The sequence below is a fragment of the Propionispira arboris genome (genome assembly GCF_900109225.1).
Taxonomy (GTDB): Bacteria; Bacillota; Negativicutes; order Selenomonadales; family Selenomonadaceae; genus Propionispira; species Propionispira arboris.
Window position 1 is genome coordinate 19593 of sequence record NZ_FNZK01000002.1, and the last position, 21150, is coordinate 40742.

Below are 21150 nucleotides of genomic sequence, written 5' to 3' on the forward strand. Positions count from 1 at the left end.
CGATTCTAAATAAAAAGTATAAATTACGAACGATTTTTAATTTTCATCCATCCAGTTAAATATGTTGTCATATATTTTGCTTTGAACAGAATTGCTGCTAACGGTACTTTTAGTTTCTTTATTGATTGTAAGCATTAGATTATTATTGGCATCAAAAAAACGCACGTTTTTTGTTAGCAGGGTTTTATCTGTTCGATTGTAAATGTTATAGGAAGTGCAATAGTTAATTCTGAACCAGCTGGTAGTATCGTATTGATTTTTATAGGCATCAATTAATTCTTGCAGCAATGTTGATGATAATACAGTCTTCATTTTGACACCAATTATATTATCATCCTCATCAGTAGCAGTATCAACCGTGGTAATGGCGGCGGCGATAGAAGATGTAGCAGATGTAGTAGCCGTAGTAGCTGCAGTAGTATCCGTTGTATTGACTGTAGCATCGTCATCAGCGGGATCGTCATCGATGTGCGTTGTTTCAATGGTATGCAGCGTATTTGTGTCAAAATAAAAAATAGCACCGTTATCTTTATAAGCAAATTGCCAGTTTGGTGGCAGTTTCGTCGCAGATGCAACACTTGAAAATAGGACAAGTGCTAATACAATTCCGGTATAAAAAAATTTATGTTTCATGAATGATATGCTCCTTATCGTATAATACATTTTTAAACCTTGTGTTTATAAAAAAGACCGCATCAGATGGTGCTGATACAGTCTTTTGCTTAGAAAAATATATTGTTTAATTATAGCATGTATAAGAAGATCCTGTAAATAAAAAAGAATCGCATGGACCAGCAAGCCAGTGCGATTCTTTTTAGGACTTTTTATGAAAAAACTCAAATCACCAATGACTCTAAACATCAATGATTCTATGATTTATCATATACTATGATTGTGACAAAATTATGACACAATTATAGTATATGTCAATTAAACTGAATTATCAGGACGATTTAAAAACGCCATATTTCGGTTTAGCTAAGGATTTAGGTATTACAATTATTGGGCATGTACGAAATGATTCCTTTTATATCTACACACATCCGGAGCGAGTAGTTTTTTTATAAAAAAAGGTATAGGGAAAATCTTCTCGAAGAATATAAATTAGATATAAGTTTTCAATGCAATGAGGAGATGTTTATTTTATATGAGTATGGAAGTCAAGATTGTTAACACCGCTTTGCATAATGTGAGTAGCAATAAAACAGTGGGAAAGAAGCAAACGGAAAATGCTCAGACTACCTCAACGGAAATGTTAAATGAAGATGATCAAATGATGTATGATGAGCTCGAACATGCGGGAGTAGATTTAGTTAAAACTCCCTTGTCGTGGCAGAAACAGCATGTTAAATCTTTAGCTTTCCCTCCTTTTACTGCACCGGCTGCTGTGAAAAGGACATGGGTTGCAAAAATGGATCAACTTTCAGCTGATCAAAAAAAACAGATACAACATGATTCTTCGACTTTGTGGCTTAATGCACTTAGAACAAATCAGTCACTCGAAACAGATGTACAGAAAACTGGATTTTCTTATGATGAATTTATGACGAAAATGATTCATAATGCAGAAAAAGTATCACATACTCTTTCAGATGCTGGAAGTACCATTGGATTTTTGCGTGAATTCCAAAAAGCATTGCAGGCATGAACGAATAAATTTTACAAAAAAATAATGGAATTGGAATCATAAAGGGGATACGAAAAGCAAGAGCACAGAGCTCTTTTGCTTTTCGTATCCCCTTTGTGTGTGGTGACAAGGCATTATATTTTGAAATAATAATTTTTATAACAAATATAAATTAAAGACAAATCAAAAGAAATTCAAAGCTAAATCTAACATAAATTAAAGAACTCTTTGTTACTGTAGAATATATAGAAAAATATTGAATATTTCTATAGGTAAAGTTTTAAATTTAGCAAGAAAAGGTGATTTGTATGAATAAACGATATCAGTCAGTCAAACAATATACACAGCTCGAACAATTTTGCATGTATGCAAGTACTGTGAAAATGGGGGCAGCTCAGCTGAAAGAGTTTTTGAAAAATGAAAATTCAGAAAACAAGCTGGAAAATATTAAAAGAATCAAGGGCTTTTTTGATGACACCAATCGTTTCTATACAACATTTTATACATTAATTAATCAACTGATTGTAAGCTGTAAATACTTAAAACATACAGATTTTCGCTTATACAATTACAAGAATGTAATATATAATATGGAAGAATTTATTCGCGGCTATAATGCAATGCATTCTTTTTTTAAAGAAAATGGTTTGGTCTTAGCGGATATTGTGGTATTCAGTCGTTTCTTTTCAACAAAAAAATATGATAATAGTGCATTTTTGTCTATAGGAATCTCAGTAGCGACGAATGGTGAACTTTTACTTGATCCTGAAAAGGTACAATCTGCATTGTTAAAAGATGGACATATCCTACATATTTTACTTGGACGTACGGGGGTTTCAAATCAAATTCTCAATACTACTGTACAGATTCGCAATGAATCCGATCGTTTTTTATTAGCAATGCCAAAAGAAATTTGGCAAAAGCATGTCGGTCAGCCGATGACTGGAGCCATTTTGAATCTATCTGCCTAAAGAAAATATAGAAAATAGGATAAACTTCTTGATTTTCATTACAATTTGGAACTAATAATTATTATCATTGATATTTCTCTGGAAAGTGGTAAAATATGAATTAGATGAATAAGTAAATGTAAATTTTTGGCTGTTTACTTATATATATAATTTATAATACGAGGAGGAATTTCTATGGAAAAATCATTGGATAGAGTTTATAAACTTTTAATTGGTGGCGAATGGGTTGAAGCCGAGGGGGGGAAAACTTTTGAGGCAGTTTGTCCAGCTACTGGAGAAGTATTAGCCAGCTGTGCTTTAGCATCTAAACAGGATGTTGATAAAGCAGTTAAAGCGGCCTGGAAAGCATTTTCCAGCTGGAAAAAGACAAGTCCAGCGGAAAGAGCAGCATTTTTGTTGAAAATTGCCGATTTAGTAGATGAAAATGCAGACCGTTTAGCGATGATTGAAACAATGGATAACGGGAAGCCGATTCGTGAAACACGCAATATTGATGTTCCTTTAGCAAGTGATCATTTTCGTTATTTTGCCAGCGCAATTCGAACGGAAGAAGGCGCAGCAACTTTAATCGATAAAGATACGCTGAGTATTATTTTGGATGAACCTATTGGTGTCGTCGGACAGATTGTCCCTTGGAATTTCCCGCTTGTAATGGCAGTCTGGAAGTTAGCACCGGCACTTGCCGCAGGTGATTGTTTAGTTATCAAGCCTTCGAGTGAAACTTCTTTAAGTGTTTTAGAATTGGCGAAATTAATGCAGCAAGTTCTGCCACCAGGTGTTATTAATGTGATTACCGGTAAAGGTTCAACCGCAGGTAATTATATTTTACAGCATCCTGATATTAGAAAATTGGCATTTACTGGATCAACCGAAGTGGGGTATGATGTGGCCGATGCAGCAGCGAAAAAATTAATTCCGGCTACTTTGGAGCTTGGTGGAAAATCGGCGAATATATTCTTTGATGATATGCCATGGGACAAAGCAGTCGAAGGTGTATGTATGGGGATTTTGTTTAATCAAGGGCAGGTTTGCTGTGCGGGATCACGCGTATATGTTCAGGATACGGTCTATGATAAATTTATGGAAGCTGTCAAAATAAAATTTGAGGCAGTAAAAGTTGGTTTGCCTTGGGAAAAAGATACGATGATGGGCAGCCAGGTTAATCAGAAACAATTAGATAAAATTCTTGGTTATGTTGAAATTGCCCAAAAAGAAGGTGCTCGAATTTTGACTGGTGGTGCCAGAGCTATTGGAGCTGGACTAGAAAAAGGTGCATTTATGCAGCCGACTATTTTGGCTGATGTGACGAATTCAATGCGTGTCGCACAGGAAGAAATTTTTGGACCAGTTGTATGTTTCTTGAAATTCCATACAGAAGAAGAAGTCATTGCTCTGGCGAATGATAGTGATTTTGGTCTAGGTGGTGGTGTTTGGACTAAAGATATCAATCGGGCTTTTCGTGTGGCACAAGGCGTGGAAACTGGGCGTATGTGGGTTAATAACTATAATAATTTGCCAGCTCATGCTCCATTTGGCGGCTACAAGAAATCTGGTATTGGCCGAGAAACACATAAAATGATTTTGAAGAACTATTCGCAGACTAAAAATATTTTTATTAGTTTAAGTGAAGCACCATTAGGCTTATATTAAGTTTAGCGGCGAAACAAATAGCGTTAGTATAAAATATCGTAGCGGGTGATCTAGTCAGACTATCACCTGCTGCGATATTTTTTTTAGTTGATTTATATGATTTGAATTAAATAATTTTAATGAAAATTATCGGATCGATCATTTAAGCAAGTTATGGAATATAAATAGACAGAATAAACCAAAATTTATCTATACTATTTTATTTGGATACGGTACAATGTATACAGTATAAATTAAAAGCGTATATTGTATTTTTATTAAGACTATAATACAATGTTCTTTGTGCTTAAAGCAAAGAAAGACGTCTGATGATATAAATATAGCTTTTCTTTGTATAGTTCGTATTGAGTATTCATAAAATACTTAAACGTCGTTAGGGGGATTTTTTAGTATGGGACAAAGTAAGAAAAAAATGGGTCTGAGTACACAGATTCTTTTGGGCTTAGTTATTGGTGCCCTCTTTGGTTATTTCTTTCCTGAAATAGGTGCCAAAATGAAACCATTGGGTGATGCTTTTGTACGTATGATCAAAATGATTGTTGTGCCTTTGATTTTCAGTACATTGGTTATCGGGATTGCCGGAACAGGAGATTTTAAAAAGCTGGGGCGTTTAGGTGGTAAAGCCATTATTTGGTTTGAAGCAGCGACTACCGTTGCCCTTGCTGTCGGTTTGATTGTAGTAAATTTTGTTCAGCCGGGTATAGGTGTTGATATGCCGATTCCAGCAGATGCTAGTGCGCAAGCAGCTGCAACTGCCAAAAAAACAATTGATATGGGTGAATACCTTTTACATATTATTCCAACGAATATTGTTGATGCCTGTGCACGCAATGATATGTTACAAATAATTTTCTTTACTTGTTTTTTTGGTGTGGGTGTTGCTCATATTGGTAAAGATGGTGAAACTATTGTCAATATGTGCCGCAGTATTGCCGAAACCATGTTTAAAGTAACGCATTATGTTATGAAATTAGCGCCTATCGGTATTTTTGCAATGATTTCTTATACAGTAGGCAGCTTTGGTGTTGCGATGCTGATTCCACTCGGAAAATTAATTCTATCACTTGTTGGGGCTGCTATTATCTTTTTAGCTATTTTACTTACTTGTGCATCGTTGATTACAGGTATAAATTTCCTGCATGTAGTTACAGGCGTAAAAGAAGCCTTATTACTGGCTTTTTCGACTGCAAGCAGTGAAGCCGCCTTGCCGATTGCGATGCAGCGATTAGAACAACTGGGTGTGCCAAAAAATATTGTAACTTTTGTTATGCCGACTGGATATTCTTTTAATTTAGATGGGTCGACATTATATAGTTCTTTAACGGTTATTTTTATTGCGCAGATTTATGGAATTGAACTTTCCTTAGGTGAACAGCTGCTCATGATGCTGACGCTGATGCTATCGACGAAAGGTATTGCTGGTGTTCCGGGAGCTGGGTTCATCGTTGTGGCAGCTACAGCAACCGCATTTGGTCTGCCAGCGGATGGAGTAGCAATTGTTCTTGGTGTAGATAGAATCTTAGATATGATTCGTACATTTTGTAATGTCTTTGGAAACTGTGTAGCAACGGTTGTAGTTGCTCATTGGGAAAAAGATTTGACCAAAGAAAGTTTTAACGAAGCTTATCAAAAGAATTTCAATAGTTAATATATATAAGTTACATTAAAAAATTACAGCTAGCTTATTAGTTTGCCATATAAAATATTTAATGCAGAAAATTTTTTATAGAACAAAAAAACACGCTGGAAATCCAATCATGGATTTTTAGCGTGCTTTTTTTGTTATGTGTTATGAATCGGATTTTAAGATTCGTTCGAGAATTAAAAATTCTTCCATATCATTTAAAAACTGGTATAAAATGCTGCGATTTTCGAATTCTTGCCGATCTTTCGGCAAATCCATTTCGGTGAAGCTGCTGCGAAGCTTTGTGAGTTTTTCAAACTCTTTTTCAGCTGATTTATGTACTTGGATGGATTCAGCAACTTGCGTTGTAAAGGCGGCAATCAAAATGGTTTGTTTATAAGTTACGGATAATCGGATAAAATGTTTGCGCATTTTAAATAAACAAGCTGCCTGTTGCTGGCGGATATTCATATATTGTACATAGACATTGGTCGTAGAAGAAAAATGATTGTCGACATTTTTATTGGTTAGGACTTGTCCTTTTTTTATTTCAGCTTTCAACTGCTGAAATAATTCTTCTTCTTTGATCGAAACGAAACGATTACGTAATGAATCAGCCATGCCTAATAATATTTTACGCAGCAGTTGATCAATATAGATATTTTCTTTGCGAATTTCATTTTCAAAACTTGGCATGTATAAATTTAAAAATAGTGCAATGGATATCCCAATTCCCATTAAGGATAATTGATTCAATATAAAAGCAATACTAATGTTGTTTTCTATCAGTATATGTGTAATAAGGACAGAACTAACAACGATCCCTTCCTGAATATGCAGCTTCGCTGACAGGGGAATAAAAAACAACAAGAAAAACCCAAAGACCCATGGAGCAAAACCAAACAAGAAAAATGAGATTACTGCTAGCAGCAATGCTAAAAAAAATGCAGCAATCATTTTCGAGGCAAATTGCCATGATTGTCTTCGGGTACTTTGCAGGCAAAGAATGGTAATGATTCCAGCTGCTGTAGCATAAGACAAATTCAGCGTCTGAGCAAAATAAATCGAAATGACTACGCCAACGACAGTTTTTAGGGTACGATAGCCAATGAAATTCATAAACTACCTCCATTCGCATATGATAATTTATTTTAACATAAATCTATAACAAATCAACTTTGTGTTCTATTCTTGAAAACAGCTGTAGATGCATTGTGTTGATGGTAACTTGCTGGATTTTTAAAATCAAATTCATTTGGAAATCTTTTTCCAAAGGAGTTCGTCTAGATTTGTCAAATTACACAAGTACATGATGAAAGTATGGTCGTGTAATAGTATGAATGTATTTTCCGAATGATCGTGAATCTTGTATGGATTGAAATGTTTGGAGGGAAGCCTATGAAAAAAGTATTGATAGTGGACGATGCAGCTTTTGTTCGATTCGCAATGAAAAACATGTTAGAGAAAAATGGTTATGAAGTCGTCGGTGAAGCCCCAGATGGTTCAACGGCAATCTTGCAGTATAAAGAACTTCAACCTGATTTTGTGACAATGGATATTACAATGCCAGGGATGAATGGTATAGAAACATTGAAGGAAATTAAAAAATTTGATCCGAATGCTGTCATCGTAATGGTTTCAGCGATGGGACATGAAAATTTCGTCAAAGAAGCGGTACTAAATGGAGCAGTTTATTTTTTAGTTAAGCCGATTAAGGAGGAAAATTTAATTGAAGTATTGAGTAAAATCATTGAATCATAATTGAATACGAAGGGACTTGATGATGCTGTGGATTCTATGTTGGAAATGTTCATTTTTGAAACGAATCAGAATTTAGAACAATTGGAGCAAATTACGATTCAAAGTGAAAAAAATGGTGCTTTCAGCGGAGAAGAAATCAATGATATTTTTCGTATCATGCATACCATAAAAGGGTCTTCAGCTATGATGGAAGCCTTGGAAGTGACCGCGCTGGCCCATGCCGTTGAAGATATATTTTTTTATGTACGCGAAAAAAAACCGGAAAAACTGGATTGTTCTATATTGACCGATCTTGTTTTAAATGCTGCTGATTTTATTAAGACGGAAATTGATAAAATGGAAGCTGGTGAAAAAACAGATGCAATTGCTGCGGATTTGATTGAGTCAACCAGTGCGTTTTTGCTGCAGTTAAAACAAATAAATGGAGAACAACCAGCAAAAATAACCTTGCCAGTCAAACCAAAACCAATTCAGGCATCAACTCAAAAGCTCAGTTCCTATATTGATTTAGATGAACCGGTGAATGTTTTTCAAGCTAAGATTACGTATAAAGATCATTGTGAAATGGAAAATATTCGAGCGTATACTTTGATTAATAATGTAAAAGGTATTGTTGGCGAACTGCATTATCTGCCGGATAATATTTTAGAAGATGATGAAAGTGCCAATATAATTCGTAAAAATGGGTTTAACATATGCTTTACCACTAGTAAGGAATATGATGAAATTAGTGTTTTGTTGAATCGAACTATATTTTTGAAAGAGCTCGAGCTTGAGCAATTAACGGATGTTACAGAATGCAGCTATTGGCCGAAAAAAGAAATGCTGCCAAAAAAAGCTTTGCCAGAACAAATCATAGCCAAAGGAGAAGAGCGAGAAATAAATCATCCCAGTATGATCAGTGTCAATGTCACGAAACTGGATATTTTAATGGATCTGGTTGGTGAGCTCGTTATTTCGGAAGCGATGGTTACGGAAAATCCGGATTTGCAAGGTTTGGATTTGGATAATTTTTATAAAGCGGCACGGCAGCTTAAAAAAATCAGTACGGAGCTGCAAGATGGAGTCATGTCAATTCGGATGGTACCGCTTAGTGGAACGTTCCAGAAAATGAACCGAATTGTTCGTGATATGTCGAAGAAGCTTAATAAACAAGCCGAACTGGTTTTAGTTGGCGAAGAAACAGAAGTGGATAAAAATGTAATCGAACATATTTCAGACCCTTTGATGCATTTGATTCGAAATTCGCTTGATCATGGAATTGAATTACCAGAAGATCGGAAGAAAGCAGGTAAAAACCCCGTCGGAAAAATTACCCTTGAAGCTAAGAATGCCGGCAATGAAGTTATTATTAATATTGTTGATGATGGACAAGGGCTAAATAAAGAAAAAATTTTAAAAAAAGCGAAAGAAAATCAGCTGCTTTATAAAAATGAAAGTGATTTTACGGATAAAGAAATTTATTCTTTTATTTTTTCTCCAGGGCTTTCCACAAATGAAAAAGTGACAGAATTTTCTGGTCGAGGCGTCGGTATGGATGTTGTTATGAAAAATATCAATGCCGTTGGTGGTAATATTATTGTGAATAGTGAACCGGGAAAAGGCAGTATGATTACTTTGAAAATCCCGTTGACTCTGGCAATTATTACTGGTATGACCATAAAAGTAGGGCAGTCACGCTATACGATTCCAATTATGTCGATTCGTGAATCTTTTAAACCATCGCTGGATAATATTCTTGTCGATCCAAATGGCAATGAAATGATTATGGTACGGGGAAAGTGTTATTCTATCATGCGGCTGCACCAGCTATACAATATCGTTGGTGCTGTAACTGACTTTAATGATGGAATTATGATCATGATTGAGACCGAAAAAACGACAATCGGCCTTTTTGCCGATCAATTAATCGGGCAGCAGCAAATTGTTGTGAAGCCGATTCCGGCTTACATCAAAAATATCAGTAAAACGCAGGGCGTAACAGGGTGCACCTTGCTTGGCGATGGAAATATCAGTTTGATTCTTGACGCAGTAGGAATTGTAAACCGTGTTTAGCATGCATAGGCCAATAGCGAAAAAGGAGATGAGTGTAGTGGCTGAAGAGGTAATGGAACTTGATGAAGATACACAAAAAGATAAATATTTGACTTTTTTTATTGGCAAAGAAATTTATGGAATCGATATCCGTTTAGTTACTGAGATTATTGGTATTCAGCCGATTACGGAAATTCCGGAAGTTCCAGTATATGTTAAGGGAATCATAAATTTAAGGGGGAAGATCATTCCGGTTATGGATGTACGTTTACGGTTCAAAAAAGAATTTTTAGCATACAATGATCGGACCTGTGTTATTGTTATTGAAGCACATGAGATTGCTCTGGGATTGATTGTGGACGGGGTAGCCGAAGTGCTGCGAATCGGTGAAGAAAACATCGTACCACCACCGGAAATTAGAGCAGCACAGAATAAATATATTAAAGGCATTGGTAAGACCGGCAACGAAGTCAATTTATTGCTTGATTGTGATAAGCTTTTGACGGACCAAGATGAAGCGGCAATTGTTGATTTATAAAAATTGGAGGGATTAACGTGAAATGGTTTAAAGATATGAACGTAGGGAAAAAAGTAACAGGAGCTTTTTTAATTCTATCTTTTATCGTAACAATTCTCAGCGTTATGGTTGTCTATAATATTTATAAAATTGATAGCCGCTATAGTGATCTCTATTCTAATAATGGTCTGGCAACGGGCTATATTGGTGAAATGGGAATGTTTTTCAATGATTCTAGAGTGACTTACTATAGTATTGTGATTGAAAAAGACTATAATACGAATATGCAAAACATCGCCAAATTAAAAGATATTGATACTAAAATTAATGATGTATATAATTTGTTAGTGTCGAAATCACAAACGGATCAGACGAAAGAAGAACTTCGACAATTTAAAGATACATTAGATAAATACCGAACCCTTAGGCAGGGCAGTATTGATTTGGCACTGCAAAATAAAAATGAGGAAGCCTTGATGACGTTTCGTCAGGCCGGAGCAAGACAACTATCGGAAGATCTGAACAATCAATTAATGGATCTATTCAAGGTAATGGAAAGTACTGGAATGAAGCAATCCGATACGCTCACAGAGCAAGCTTATGTTATGATCTATACAATGCTGGCGGTAGCAATTGTCGTCATTATACTATCTTTGCTATTAGGAAATTTTATTGCCAGTTATATTCGTAAGGCCATTCATGCACTAATGGAAGCTGCAGAAAAAATTGCGAGTGGTGACTTGGATGTCCAAATACCGATTGACAGTCGTGATGAATTAGGGCATCTGGCGCAGGCTTTTGACAAAATGTCAAACAATGTAAATACAGCAATGGAAAATATAAATGCTGCATCGGAACAGGTAGCAGCGGGTTCAAAAAATGTTTCGGAAGCGAGTATTTCGTTATCCCAGGGAGCAACAGAACAAGCAAGTTCTGTCGAAGAATTATCTTCTTCATTGGAAGAAATTTCTGCACAAACAAAATTAAATGCCAATAATGCAGATAAAGCAAACTCACTGACTAATACAGCTAAAACAAATGCAGGGACTGGTAATGCATATATGCATGATATGCTGCGGGCCATGACTGAAATTAATGCTTCCTCAACAGGCATTTCCAAGATTATTAAAGTCATTGATGAAATTGCCTTTCAAACAAATATTCTAGCACTGAATGCAGCCGTGGAAGCTGCGCGGGCCGGGCAGCATGGCAAGGGCTTTGCGGTAGTGGCAGAAGAAGTTCGTAATTTGGCAGCTCGTTCAGCCAAAGCAGCGAAGGAAACAACAGATATGATTGAAGGCTCGATTGGTAAGGTGAATGAAGGAACAAAAATTGCCAATCAAACGGCAGAAGCTTTAACACAAATTGTCCAGATTGTAACAGAAGTAGCCGAATTAGTAGAGAAAATTGCGAGTGCCTCAAATGAGCAGAGTATTGCCCTCGAGCAAATCAATCAAGGCGTAATCCAAGTTTCTGAAGTCGTACAGTCCAATTCCTCGACCGCTGAGGAAAGTGCATCAGCCAGTGAACAGCTTAATGCACAGGCTGAACTTTTGAAAGAAACCGTCAGCCAATTTAAATTGCGGGTGAATACACAGGCGAAACAAAATTTTTATTCAAATAAAGATGATGTTACGCAACCGCCAAGAATAACAAAAGGCAAACATAGTAAAAAAATTCCGAGTCAGATTGCTTTAAGTGATGATGAATTTGGTAAATATTAGATTCTGAGATAATGGCAGGTGAGGCTTATGCTTTCTATGACGGATGCTGAATTTATTGAGTTAGCTGCCTATATTAAAAAAAAATTTGGTGTGAATCTAGGGCTGGAAAAAAGGAATTTAGTTCATGGTCGATTGCAGAAAATTATAAGTGAGCATGGCTTTTTGACACTGCGGGAATATTATGAATATCTGCTAGCGGATATATCTGGGGCTGCCAATGTAGAATTGGTCAATGCGATTACGACAAATCATACTTTTTTTATGCGGGAGCCAAGTCACTTTGATTTTTTTTCACAGCAGGTATTACCTTTTTTGTACCAAACGATTCATAATCATGATTTAAGAGTGTGGTGTGCAGTCTGTTCAACCGGAGAGGAAGCTTATACTCTGGCAATGCTCATAGCTGATTTTTTTTCTGTGAAAAATCAGCTATGGGATACTAAATTATTGGCAACAGATATCTCCCTGCAAGCTCTCAGATTTGCCCAAAAAGGCATTTATTCAAAGGAAGAGGTCATGAACTTGCCAAGGAAATGGCAAACTATATATTTCAATGAATTTGAAGAGAATCATTATAAAATAAAAAATGAATTACAGGCACAGGTGATTTTCCGCCAATTTAATTTAATGGATGAGATTTTTCCTTTTAAGAAAAAATTTCATACGATTTTTTGTCGGAATGTAATGATTTATTTTGATGATAAGACGCGTAGACGGTTAGTGGAGAAGTTTTATGAGTATTTGGAGCCGGGAGGATATCTGTTTATTGGTCATTCAGAGGTGATTGATCGCAATGCTGCATTGTTTTCGTATGTTATGCCGTCTGTCTATAGAAAGGGATGATTTCTTTGTCTAAAATCAAAGTTTTGGTTGTTGATGATTCGTTGTTTTTTCGTGAGATGTTAGCACGAGGTTTAGCGGCGGATGCTCAAATTGAAATTGTAGCAACAGCTGCTGATCCTTTTGAGGCTAGGGACAAAATCCTGAAATATCATCCAGATGTCATGACCTTGGATATTGAAATGCCAAAAATGAATGGCATTGAATTTTTACGTAAGTTAATGCCGCAATATCCAATTCCGACTATTGTGATTAGTGCGGCTAATAATTGTGTGTTTGAGGCAATCAGTCTGGGCGCAATTGATTTCGTCAAAAAACCGGATGAACAATCCGCAGTGGCGCGCCGAGAATTTTTGGACGATTTAATTTTTAAAGTTAAAACGGCAGTAGCAGCTAAAATACAAGCTATGAGTCCGATTGCACATCATGCGGTAAATAACGATCATGCGATACGCTTGGAAACGCAGCTTATTGCGATAGGGGCTTCCACTGGTGGTACGGTGGCTTTGACGAATCTATTACTGTCTTTAGAGCCGCCGCTGCCTGGTATTGTGGTTGTACAACATATACCACCGATCTTTTCGGATATGTTTGCCAAACGCTTGGATTTAGTTACGAAATTCCATGTGAAGGAAGCAGCTACGGGGGATCGAATTCTTCCCGGTGATGTATTAATTGCTCCAGGTGACCAGCAAATGAAAGTTAAAAAGATAGGATCAATTTATAAAATAGAATGTTCCTTTGGCGAAAAAGTGAATGGACATTGTCCTTCGGTAGATGTACTTTTTAATTCGGTGGCCAAGTTTGGTGATAGTGTGATTGGAATCATTATGACCGGAATGGGATTCGATGGCGCCAAGGGGCTTTTGTCCATGCGCAAGGCGGGAGCTCATACAATTGGACAAGATGAAAAAACATCGGTTGTATATGGAATGCCGAAAGTGGCTTTTAATATTGGTGCAGTGGAAACACAGCTGCCGCTTGATCAAATCGGTAAGAAAATTTGTTCCCTTATATAAAATACGATATCCATTATTGCATTACTGATTTTTATGACGTATAATAAAACAGTAAATAAAAGTGATGGGTGTTGCAGGATTAATGGATTTGCGTAAGACTGATATTTTTGCAAATTTAAAATGTTTGAGTACGACAAAAAATCATGTTCTTTCTAAATGGATTGAGCGAGGTTTTTTCCTGCCATTTTCCAAGCTTTACAATGTTTTATCTTGTGGTCCAACATATACTTCAATTTATCTGGAAATGTTGATTTCTAGTTTAAAAAATCGAGTATGGGGCAGAGGCAGGATTTGCCACGGTATAAGTCTGCCTGGTAATGAGGTTTTTGTTGTGAATAAGAATACTTTCATCTGTACGGATCATAATAGGTTCATTCCTTTGTATGTGTTTGCAGATCTATAATAAAACCCAGCCAATGCTGCAAAGCAGTATTGGCTGGGTTTTGCGTGTTTTTAAACAAAAACAGATTGTTTACGGTTTGTATGAAACAAAGAAGCCATGAAGAAAATTTATGGCTGTTTCGTTGTTGCTTTTTAGTAGTTTCCTGTAATTTCAAATCTCATATGCTGTAGGCAATGTGAGGTTTTGAAATATATAGCATAATTAAATCAGTAGAGCATGATCTTTATTTCGTACAGTATATCTTTACGAAGAAAGATTATCCAGATTTCAGGGGGAGGATTCATTTATGAAAGTGGCCATAGTTATGGGAAGCGATTCTGACTGGCCGATTTTAAAACCGGCAGCTGAACTGTTGAAACAGTTTGGCATCGAAACAGAGGTTGTTGTTGCTTCAGCGCATCGCACACCAAAGAAAGTGCAAGATTTGGTTACTTCAGCACCGGAACGTGGTGTTGGCGCGTTTATTTCAGCGGCAGGTGCAGCAGCACATTTAGGCGGTGTTATTGCTAGTTACACAATTTTACCTGTTATTGGCGTGCCAATTAATGCAACACCTTTAAATGGAATGGATGCATTGCTTAGTACAGTCCAAATGCCATCAGGCATTCCTGTCGCAACGATGGCTATCAATGGAGCAAAAAATGCAGCGATTTTTGCGGCACAGATTTTTGCAGTGAGTGATCCTGAAATACAGAAAAAACTTATTGCATTCCGTGAAAAAATGGTAGAAGATGTAGAGAAAAAAGCGGCTAACGTCGCTGCTCAATTATAAGTAAAGTATAGTTTAATTTAAGTTTGAAAAAATTATTCAATAAAATGGAGGCTTATTCAAAAATGGAAAAAAAAGTGTTATATGAAGGTAAAGCAAAATTAATGTATGCAACAGAAAACCCTGATGAATTATTAGTATATTATAAAGATGATGCAACCGCTGGCAATGGTGCTAAAAAAGGAACCATTCTGGAAAAAGGTATCATGAATAATAAAATATCAGCATTTTTCTTTAATTTATTGACAAAAGAAGGCATTAAAAATCATTATATCAGTATGCCTGGTGACCGTGAAATGTTGGTAAAAAATCTTGACATTATTCCAGTTGAAGTTGTTATTCGTAATGTAGCAGCTGGCAGTTTGGCAACTCGTTTAGGTCTTGAAGAAGGGACGAAAATGTCACAACCGATTGTGGAACTTTATTATAAAAGTGATGAACTGAATGATCCAATGATTAATCATTTCCATATTAAAGCGATGGGGATTGCTTCGCAGGCAGAAATTGATGTTATTGAAGCAGCTGGCTTAAAAGTTAATGAAATCCTTGTAAAATACCTGGCAACGAAAAAAATCGAATTGATTGATTTTAAACTTGAATTTGGTCGTCATAAAGGCGAAGTAATCTTAGGTGATGAAATTTCGCCGGATAACTGCCGCTTCTGGGATAGTGAAACACATGAAAAACTTGATAAAGACAGATTCCGTCGTGACCTTGGTAACGTGGAAGATGCCTATAAAGAAATTTTGCACAGGTTGACGGGAGAAGTTAGATAAATGATCGATATAGATGCAAACAAATGGAAGGAAGAATGTGGTGTCTTCGGCATATATTCACGTGAAGAAGACGTTGCGATGATGACGTATCTTGGCCTTTATGCGTTGCAGCATCGTGGACAGGAAAGTGCTGGTATTGCGATTACAGACGGAGCTTGGATGGACGTAACGCGTGGTATGGGTCTCGTCAATGAAGTGTTCAGGCATCAATTGCCTCACATGGATAATCAGTATATCGCAATTGGCCATGTAAGATATTCGACTACTGGTTCCAGTCTGCTTGCAAATACGCAGCCGCTCATTGTAAATTATTCTGGCGGTAAAATTAGTTTGGCACATAATGGAAATTTGACGAATGCCACAGCAATTAGAAAGCGTCTGGAAGAAGAAGGTACAATTTTTCAGACGTCCATTGACACGGAAGTTTTTGTGAATTTGATTGCCAGATCACGTAAAGCTGCTGTCGAGGAAAAAATAATTGATAGTCTCGGTCAGATTGAAGGAGCTTACTGCTTGACAATTATGACGGAAGATAAGCTGATTGGGGTGCGTGATCCACAAGGCTTTAGACCTTTATGTATCGGTAAAATGGGAGATACGTGGGTTATTTCTTCTGAATCGTGTGCTTTAGATGTTGTTGGCGCTGAATTTGTGCGCGATGTAGAGCCTGGTGAAATGATCGTTATCGATGATAATGGACTTCGTTCTTATCAGTTTGCGGAAAAACAAAAACGTGCTTCTTGTATTTTTGAGTATATATATTTTGCTCGTCCCGACAGTGTTATTGACGGACAAAGTGTACATGATGCTCGCTTTATGATGGGCAGGGTTTTGGCTCGTGAAAGTGGTTTTAAAGGTGATATTGTAATTTCAGTTCCAGATTCTGGTACAACAGCTGCTACGGGGTTTGCTTATGAATCAGGTATCCAATTTACAGAAGGCCTTATTAAAAATCGTTATATTGGTCGCACATTTATTCAACCGACACAGCAAAAACGCGATACAGCCGTTCGACTTAAACTGAATGCGATTCGATCCGTTGTTGAAGGAAAATCCATCATTATGGTGGATGATTCAATTGTCCGTGGTACAACGAGTGGTAAAATTGTTAAAATGTTGAGAAATGCTGGTGCGAAGGAAATCCATATGTGCATCAGTTCTCCGCCTATCGGCTATCCTTGTTACTATGGTATTGATACATCAATCCGCAAGGAACTGATTGCAGCTACGAAATCGGTGGAAGAAATTCGTGAATTTATTGGCGCGGATTCTTTACACTTTTTATCCATTGAAGGTTTAAAACAATGCGTGCCCAAGCTCAATTGTGATGACATGTGTTATGCTTGCTTCAATAGTTCTTATCCTGTTGATCTGAAGCAGGAACATACAGCAGATTCGGATAAATATGTATTTGAACAGCGCAAAAAAGATAAATAGGATTTGCCCATTATCCATAACAGTTCCTGTTATGGATAATGTGATTCTTACAGTGGGAAAACAAAAAAATGCAAAATTTGGAGGAAATCATGGCTGAAGACAAACAAACAAAACTCACATATCGTGATGCTGGTGTTGATATTGATGCAGGAAATTATTCGGTTTCTTTAATTAAAGAGAGTGTGAAAGCGACCTATCGTCCGGAAGTTTTAGGTGATTTAGGTGGTTTTGGTGGTTTATTCGCACTGAATATCCTGAAATATAAAGAACCGGTTTTGGTTTCTGGGACCGATGGTGTTGGGACAAAACTTCGCTTGGCCTTTATGCTTGATAAGCATGATACGATTGGACAAGATGCCGTGGCGATGTGTGTCAATGATATTTTAGTACAAGGTGCAGAACCTTTGTATTTTCTCGATTATCTGGCGGTTGGTAAGCTTGACCCTGAGCAAGTGGCAGCTGTTGTCAAAGGTGTAGCAGGAGCTTGTAAAGAATCCGGCTGTGCATTAATTGGTGGGGAAACAGCAGAAATGTCAGGTTTCTATCCAGTCGGTGAATATGATATTGCTGGTTTTGCCGTGGGAATTGTCGATAAGTCAAAAATAATCACTGGTGAAAATATTAAAGCAGGAAATGTCTTGCTGGGGCTGCCTTCAAGCGGTATTCATTCGAATGGATATTCATTGGTTCGCAAGATCTGCTTTGATGTAAAAGGCTTTAAAGGTGATGAACATATCGAAGCTTTAAATTCGACAATTGGCGAAGAACTTTTACGTCCGACCAGACTCTATCCAAAAGTTTGTTTGCCACTTATTGAGAATTTTAAAATAAATGGAATGGTTCATATTACTGGTGGTGGTTTCTATGATAATATTCCGCGCGTATTGCCAGAAACGTGTGGTGTTGAAATCGATGCTGCAGCTTGGCAAAGTCCGACTATTTTCAAACTTTTACAACAGTGGGGCAATGTAGAGTGGCGAGAAATGTATCGTACCTTCAACATGGGAATTGGTATGGTGCTTGTTGTTGATGCTGAAGAAGTTCCTAAAATACAGGCTCATCTAAAAGCACAAAATGAAGAATGTTTTGTTATTGGGCAAGTTACGACAGGAAAACAGGAAGTAACGATTAAAGGCGGCGTATTTAATGACTGAGTCAGTGCTGGGAGTTTTGGCATCCGGTCGTGGTACGAATTTACAATCGATTATGAATGCGATTGCAACAGGTCAAATCAAAGCGAAAATTGGTGTTGTCATTACCGATAAACCAGAAGCAAAAGCCTTAGACCGAGCGCGGGAAGCGAATATTCAGGCGGTTTGTATTGATCGTACAAAGTGCACTTCTAAAGAAGACTTCGAACAAAAGCTGGTTGCTGCTTTACGGGAATACGGTGTGAATTTAGTTGTTTTGGCAGGTTTTATGCGGCTTTTAAGTCCTTATTTCGTGCAGTCATTTAAAGATCGTATTTTAAATATACATCCATCACTTCTGCCAGCATTTGGTGGAGCACATGCCCACCGTGACGTACTTGCCTATGGTGTTAAAGTTTCTGGCTGTACCATTCATTTTGTTGATGAGGGCATGGATAGTGGTCCGATTATTTTGCAGGAAAGTGTACCAGTGCTGCCCGGCGATACGGAAGATACCCTGGCGGCAAGGGTTTTGGAAAAAGAACATAGTTTATATCCGCGGGCGATTGCCTTATATATTGATGGGAAGCTCATCGTAAATGGTCGTCAGGTCATTATTCAGTCTTAATGTCTCTTACTAAAAAATGTAGAAGGTGGTTTTATTATGAAGATAAAACGTGCGCTGCTTAGCGTTTCCGATAAAACAGGTATTGTCGATTTTGCTAGAAAGCTCAATGAAGCTGGTGTGGAAATTATTTCAACTGGTGGTACGATGAAGGCAATTAAAGAAGCTGGTATTCCCGTGATGTATGTAAGTGATGTTACAGGTTTTCCGGAAATTATGGATGGCAGGGTCAAAACGTTGAACCCTTATATTCATGGTGGTATTTTGGCTGTTCGTGATAATGAAGAACATGTCAAAGCGATGCATGAACATAAAATTACTGGTATTGATATGGTTGTTGTAAATCTATATCCATTTCGTCAGACGATTGCGAAACCAAATGTAAGTCTAGCTGAAGCTGTGGAAAATATTGATATTGGCGGTCCGGCGATGATTCGTGCTGCAGCAAAAAATTTCAAATTTGTTACGGTTGTCGTAAACCCGGACCGTTACAATGAAATTGCTGTTGATATTGCTCAAAATGGCGGAACAACTGACAAGCTTAGAATGCAGCTTTCCCAGGAGGCATTTAATCATACGGCGAAGTATGATGAGTGTATTCAGGCATATCTGGCAAAACAGCTTCAAGGCTGATAACTTTTAGCAAAAAAATAGAGGCGCACTTATATCAGGTGCGCCTTTTTCGATAAGGAAGTGTATTTGTGCATATTTTAGTGATTGGCGGCGGTGGTCGCGAACATACATTGGTTTGGAAACTTTCGCAAAGTAAACAAGTAGATAAAATTTATGCAATTCCAGGTAATCCGGGAATGATGGAGTTGGCGGAATGTATCGATACGATCGATATTATGGATAATGTTAGCTTGGTAGGCTTTGCCAAAAAACAAAAGATTGATTTGGTTGTTGTTGGGCCGGAAGTACCGCTTATAAATGGGGCTGTTGATGCTTTTGTGGCAGCTGGAATTAAGGCTTTTGGTCCAAATCAGGCAGCGGCTGAAATTGAAGGATCAAAATCTTTTTCGAAGAATTTGATGAAGAAATATGGTATTCCGACAGCGAAATATGAAGTGTTCACGGATGTTGAAAAAGCGCGGGCTTATATACAAAAAGAAGGTGCACCGATTGTCATCAAAGCCGATGGTTTGGCTGCCGGTAAAGGCGTTATCGTTGCTGTTTCGTTAGAAGAAGCTTTGGCGGCTGTCGATGAAATTATGTGTGATCAAGCGTTTGGACAGGCGGGAAGCCGTGTTGTTATTGAAGAATGTTTGATAGGGGAAGAAGCCTCTTTACTTGCTTTTACCGATGGGGATACCATTGTACCAATGGTGTCTTCTCAAGATCATAAACGAGCTTATGATAATGATGAGGGACCTAATACGGGCGGTATGGGAGCTTATGCACCAGCGCCAGTCGTAACGGCTGCTATTTTAGAAAAGGTGCAAAAAGAAGTTCTGGAACCAACAATTGCCGCTATGAAAGCGGAAGGCCGAAAATATGTAGGTTGTTTGTATGCCGGGATCATGATTACAACTGCGGGGCCGAAAGTAATTGAATTTAATGCCCGCTTTGGTGATCCTGAAACACAAGTCGTACTGCCCTTGCTCAAAAGTGATCTCGTAGATGTTATGCTGGCTTGTATTGAAGGCAGATTGAAAGCGACTAAAGTAGAGTGGTCTGCTGAAAAAGCGGTTTGTATTGTTATGGCAGCTGGGGGCTATCCGAAATCTTACAAAAAAAATGATGCAATTTCTGGTCTCGCTGCAGCGCAAGCATCGGGCGCGTTTGTTTTCCATGCCGGCACTGCCGCAGCAAATAAGCAGATTGTGACCAACGGCGGACGTGTACTTGGCGTTGTGGCAACAGCACCTGACATCAAAGATGCTGTTGCTAAAGCTTATTTGGGAGTAAGTAAAATTGATTTTGCCAATAAACACTATCGCACCGATATTGCTTATCGGGCCTTAAATCGTCTAAAATAAATACTAAGATTTTTCACGACAAAGAGATTTTTTCTTTGTCGTGTTTTTTTGTAGCAATTCTCCTTTTTTCTAGATAGGATAAGCGGCTGTAGATGTGTTATAATGGAAATTAAAGATTTAGATAAATTATACTAAAAAACTATATATACTAAGGTTTCTTGATCTGTATATATTAAGTTGCATTAAAGAGATTGCATATAGACGATTAGGCTGCCAGGAATTTGGTATAGGGCATCGTTTGCTTCATACGTAACGCTACTCAAC

At 37.5% G+C, this 21150-nt stretch carries 20 protein-coding genes; 18 read left to right on the forward strand and 2 right to left on the reverse strand.

Annotated elements, in window-relative coordinates:
• Positions 1-36: 36 nt before the first annotated feature.
• A complete protein-coding gene (locus tag BMY14_RS01995; protein ID WP_091828754.1) occupies positions 37-633 on the reverse strand; it encodes a hypothetical protein in 597 nt (198 codons plus the stop codon).
• A gap of 290 nt (positions 634-923) precedes the next feature.
• On the opposite strand from BMY14_RS01995, the gene BMY14_RS21150 reads away from it, so the two are divergent.
• The 5 genes from BMY14_RS21150 (at position 924) to BMY14_RS02015 (ending at position 5896) form a co-directional block, all read left to right on the forward strand.
• A complete protein-coding gene (locus BMY14_RS21150; RefSeq protein ID WP_143063129.1) occupies positions 924-1067 on the forward strand; it encodes a formate dehydrogenase accessory sulfurtransferase FdhD in 144 nt (47 codons plus the stop codon).
• Between the two features lie 80 nt (positions 1068-1147).
• Entirely contained in the window at positions 1148-1648 is a 501-nt protein-coding gene (locus BMY14_RS02000) for a hypothetical protein (protein ID WP_091828757.1), read from the forward strand.
• 287 nt (positions 1649-1935) lie between these two features.
• Entirely contained in the window at positions 1936-2598 is a 663-nt protein-coding gene (locus BMY14_RS02005; protein ID WP_091828759.1) for a hypothetical protein, read from the forward strand.
• Between the two features lie 174 nt (positions 2599-2772).
• Complete coding sequence (locus tag BMY14_RS02010; RefSeq protein ID WP_091828761.1) at positions 2773-4248, forward strand: aldehyde dehydrogenase family protein; 1476 nt, start codon at positions 2773-2775, stop codon at positions 4246-4248.
• Positions 4249-4639: 391 nt separating this feature from the next.
• Positions 4640-5896 (forward strand): dicarboxylate/amino acid:cation symporter, encoded by a 1257-nt coding sequence (locus tag BMY14_RS02015; RefSeq protein ID WP_091828763.1) that lies wholly within the window; start codon positions 4640-4642, stop codon positions 5894-5896.
• A gap of 141 nt (positions 5897-6037) precedes the next feature.
• Here the strand turns inward: BMY14_RS02015 and BMY14_RS02020 are convergent, their stop codons facing one another.
• Entirely contained in the window at positions 6038-6991 is a 954-nt protein-coding gene (locus BMY14_RS02020; RefSeq protein WP_091828764.1) for an aromatic acid exporter family protein, read from the reverse strand.
• Positions 6992-7270: 279 nt separating this feature from the next.
• Here BMY14_RS02020 and BMY14_RS02025 point away from each other — a divergent pair, with 279 nt between their 5' ends.
• From BMY14_RS02025 to purD, 13 genes are all read left to right on the forward strand, one after another.
• On the forward strand, positions 7271-7633 hold the full coding sequence (locus tag BMY14_RS02025) for a response regulator (RefSeq protein WP_019553384.1): 363 nt from the start codon (positions 7271-7273) through the stop codon (positions 7631-7633).
• A gap of 36 nt (positions 7634-7669) precedes the next feature.
• The gene (locus tag BMY14_RS02030) at positions 7670-9688 is read left to right on the forward strand and encodes a chemotaxis protein CheA (RefSeq protein WP_091829238.1); all 2019 of its coding nucleotides are present in this window, start codon (positions 7670-7672) and stop codon (positions 9686-9688) included.
• Between the two features lie 28 nt (positions 9689-9716).
• The gene (locus tag BMY14_RS02035) at positions 9717-10205 is read left to right on the forward strand and encodes a chemotaxis protein CheW (RefSeq protein WP_091829240.1); all 489 of its coding nucleotides are present in this window, start codon (positions 9717-9719) and stop codon (positions 10203-10205) included.
• Positions 10206-10222: 17 nt separating this feature from the next.
• Positions 10223-11908 carry a methyl-accepting chemotaxis protein gene (locus BMY14_RS02040; protein ID WP_091828765.1) on the forward strand — a complete coding sequence of 562 codons (1686 nt, stop codon included), beginning with the start codon at positions 10223-10225 and terminating at the stop codon, positions 11906-11908.
• 36 nt (positions 11909-11944) lie between these two features.
• Entirely contained in the window at positions 11945-12751 is an 807-nt protein-coding gene (locus tag BMY14_RS02045; RefSeq protein ID WP_245741222.1) for a CheR family methyltransferase, read from the forward strand.
• A complete protein-coding gene (locus BMY14_RS02050) occupies positions 12748-13767 on the forward strand; it encodes a protein-glutamate methylesterase/protein-glutamine glutaminase (RefSeq protein ID WP_177177440.1) in 1020 nt (339 codons plus the stop codon). The genes BMY14_RS02045 and BMY14_RS02050 overlap by 4 nt, the downstream gene beginning before the upstream one ends.
• A gap of 689 nt (positions 13768-14456) precedes the next feature.
• The gene (gene purE, locus BMY14_RS02060; RefSeq protein WP_019553377.1) at positions 14457-14942 is read left to right on the forward strand and encodes a 5-(carboxyamino)imidazole ribonucleotide mutase; all 486 of its coding nucleotides are present in this window, start codon (positions 14457-14459) and stop codon (positions 14940-14942) included.
• 62 nt (positions 14943-15004) lie between these two features.
• The gene (gene purC, locus BMY14_RS02065; RefSeq protein WP_091828768.1) at positions 15005-15715 is read left to right on the forward strand and encodes a phosphoribosylaminoimidazolesuccinocarboxamide synthase; all 711 of its coding nucleotides are present in this window, start codon (positions 15005-15007) and stop codon (positions 15713-15715) included.
• The gene (gene purF, locus BMY14_RS02070) at positions 15716-17152 is read left to right on the forward strand and encodes an amidophosphoribosyltransferase (RefSeq protein WP_091828769.1); all 1437 of its coding nucleotides are present in this window, start codon (positions 15716-15718) and stop codon (positions 17150-17152) included.
• Positions 17153-17241: 89 nt separating this feature from the next.
• Complete coding sequence (purM, locus tag BMY14_RS02075; RefSeq protein ID WP_091828770.1) at positions 17242-18306, forward strand: phosphoribosylformylglycinamidine cyclo-ligase; 1065 nt, start codon at positions 17242-17244, stop codon at positions 18304-18306.
• Positions 18299-18910: a phosphoribosylglycinamide formyltransferase gene (gene purN / locus BMY14_RS02080; protein ID WP_091828771.1), complete on the forward strand. Its 612-nt coding sequence runs from the start codon at positions 18299-18301 to the stop codon at positions 18908-18910. The genes purM and purN overlap by 8 nt, the downstream gene beginning before the upstream one ends.
• A 36-nt stretch (positions 18911-18946) precedes the next feature.
• Positions 18947-19540, forward strand: a complete 594-nt coding sequence (locus BMY14_RS02085; RefSeq protein WP_091828777.1) for an IMP cyclohydrolase — start codon at positions 18947-18949, stop codon at positions 19538-19540.
• Positions 19541-19608: 68 nt separating this feature from the next.
• Positions 19609-20886: a phosphoribosylamine--glycine ligase gene (gene purD / locus BMY14_RS02090; protein ID WP_091828779.1), complete on the forward strand. Its 1278-nt coding sequence runs from the start codon at positions 19609-19611 to the stop codon at positions 20884-20886.
• The last annotated feature ends 264 nt before the right edge of the window (positions 20887-21150 follow it).

Coding starts and splice junctions, on each gene's coding strand:
- BMY14_RS01995 (WP_091828754.1), bottom strand. CDS start 633: ATGAAACATAAATTTTTTTATACCGGAATTGTATTAGCACTTGTCCTA.
- BMY14_RS21150 (WP_143063129.1), top strand. CDS start 924: ATGTCAATTAAACTGAATTATCAGGACGATTTAAAAACGCCATATTTC.
- BMY14_RS02000 (WP_091828757.1), top strand. CDS start 1,148: ATGAGTATGGAAGTCAAGATTGTTAACACCGCTTTGCATAATGTGAGT.
- BMY14_RS02005 (WP_091828759.1), top strand. CDS start 1,936: ATGAATAAACGATATCAGTCAGTCAAACAATATACACAGCTCGAACAA.
- BMY14_RS02010 (WP_091828761.1), top strand. CDS start 2,773: ATGGAAAAATCATTGGATAGAGTTTATAAACTTTTAATTGGTGGCGAA.
- BMY14_RS02015 (WP_091828763.1), top strand. CDS start 4,640: ATGGGACAAAGTAAGAAAAAAATGGGTCTGAGTACACAGATTCTTTTG.
- BMY14_RS02020 (WP_091828764.1), bottom strand. CDS start 6,991: ATGAATTTCATTGGCTATCGTACCCTAAAAACTGTCGTTGGCGTAGTC.
- BMY14_RS02025 (WP_019553384.1), top strand. CDS start 7,271: ATGAAAAAAGTATTGATAGTGGACGATGCAGCTTTTGTTCGATTCGCA.
- BMY14_RS02030 (WP_091829238.1), top strand. CDS start 7,670: ATGTTGGAAATGTTCATTTTTGAAACGAATCAGAATTTAGAACAATTG.
- BMY14_RS02035 (WP_091829240.1), top strand. CDS start 9,717: ATGAGTGTAGTGGCTGAAGAGGTAATGGAACTTGATGAAGATACACAA.
- BMY14_RS02045 (WP_245741222.1), top strand. CDS start 11,945: ATGACGGATGCTGAATTTATTGAGTTAGCTGCCTATATTAAAAAAAAA.
- BMY14_RS02050 (WP_177177440.1), top strand. CDS start 12,748: ATGATTTCTTTGTCTAAAATCAAAGTTTTGGTTGTTGATGATTCGTTG.
- purE (WP_019553377.1), top strand. CDS start 14,457: ATGAAAGTGGCCATAGTTATGGGAAGCGATTCTGACTGGCCGATTTTA.
- purC (WP_091828768.1), top strand. CDS start 15,005: ATGGAAAAAAAAGTGTTATATGAAGGTAAAGCAAAATTAATGTATGCA.
- purF (WP_091828769.1), top strand. CDS start 15,716: ATGATCGATATAGATGCAAACAAATGGAAGGAAGAATGTGGTGTCTTC.
- purM (WP_091828770.1), top strand. CDS start 17,242: ATGGCTGAAGACAAACAAACAAAACTCACATATCGTGATGCTGGTGTT.
- purN (WP_091828771.1), top strand. CDS start 18,299: ATGACTGAGTCAGTGCTGGGAGTTTTGGCATCCGGTCGTGGTACGAAT.
- BMY14_RS02085 (WP_091828777.1), top strand. CDS start 18,947: ATGAAGATAAAACGTGCGCTGCTTAGCGTTTCCGATAAAACAGGTATT.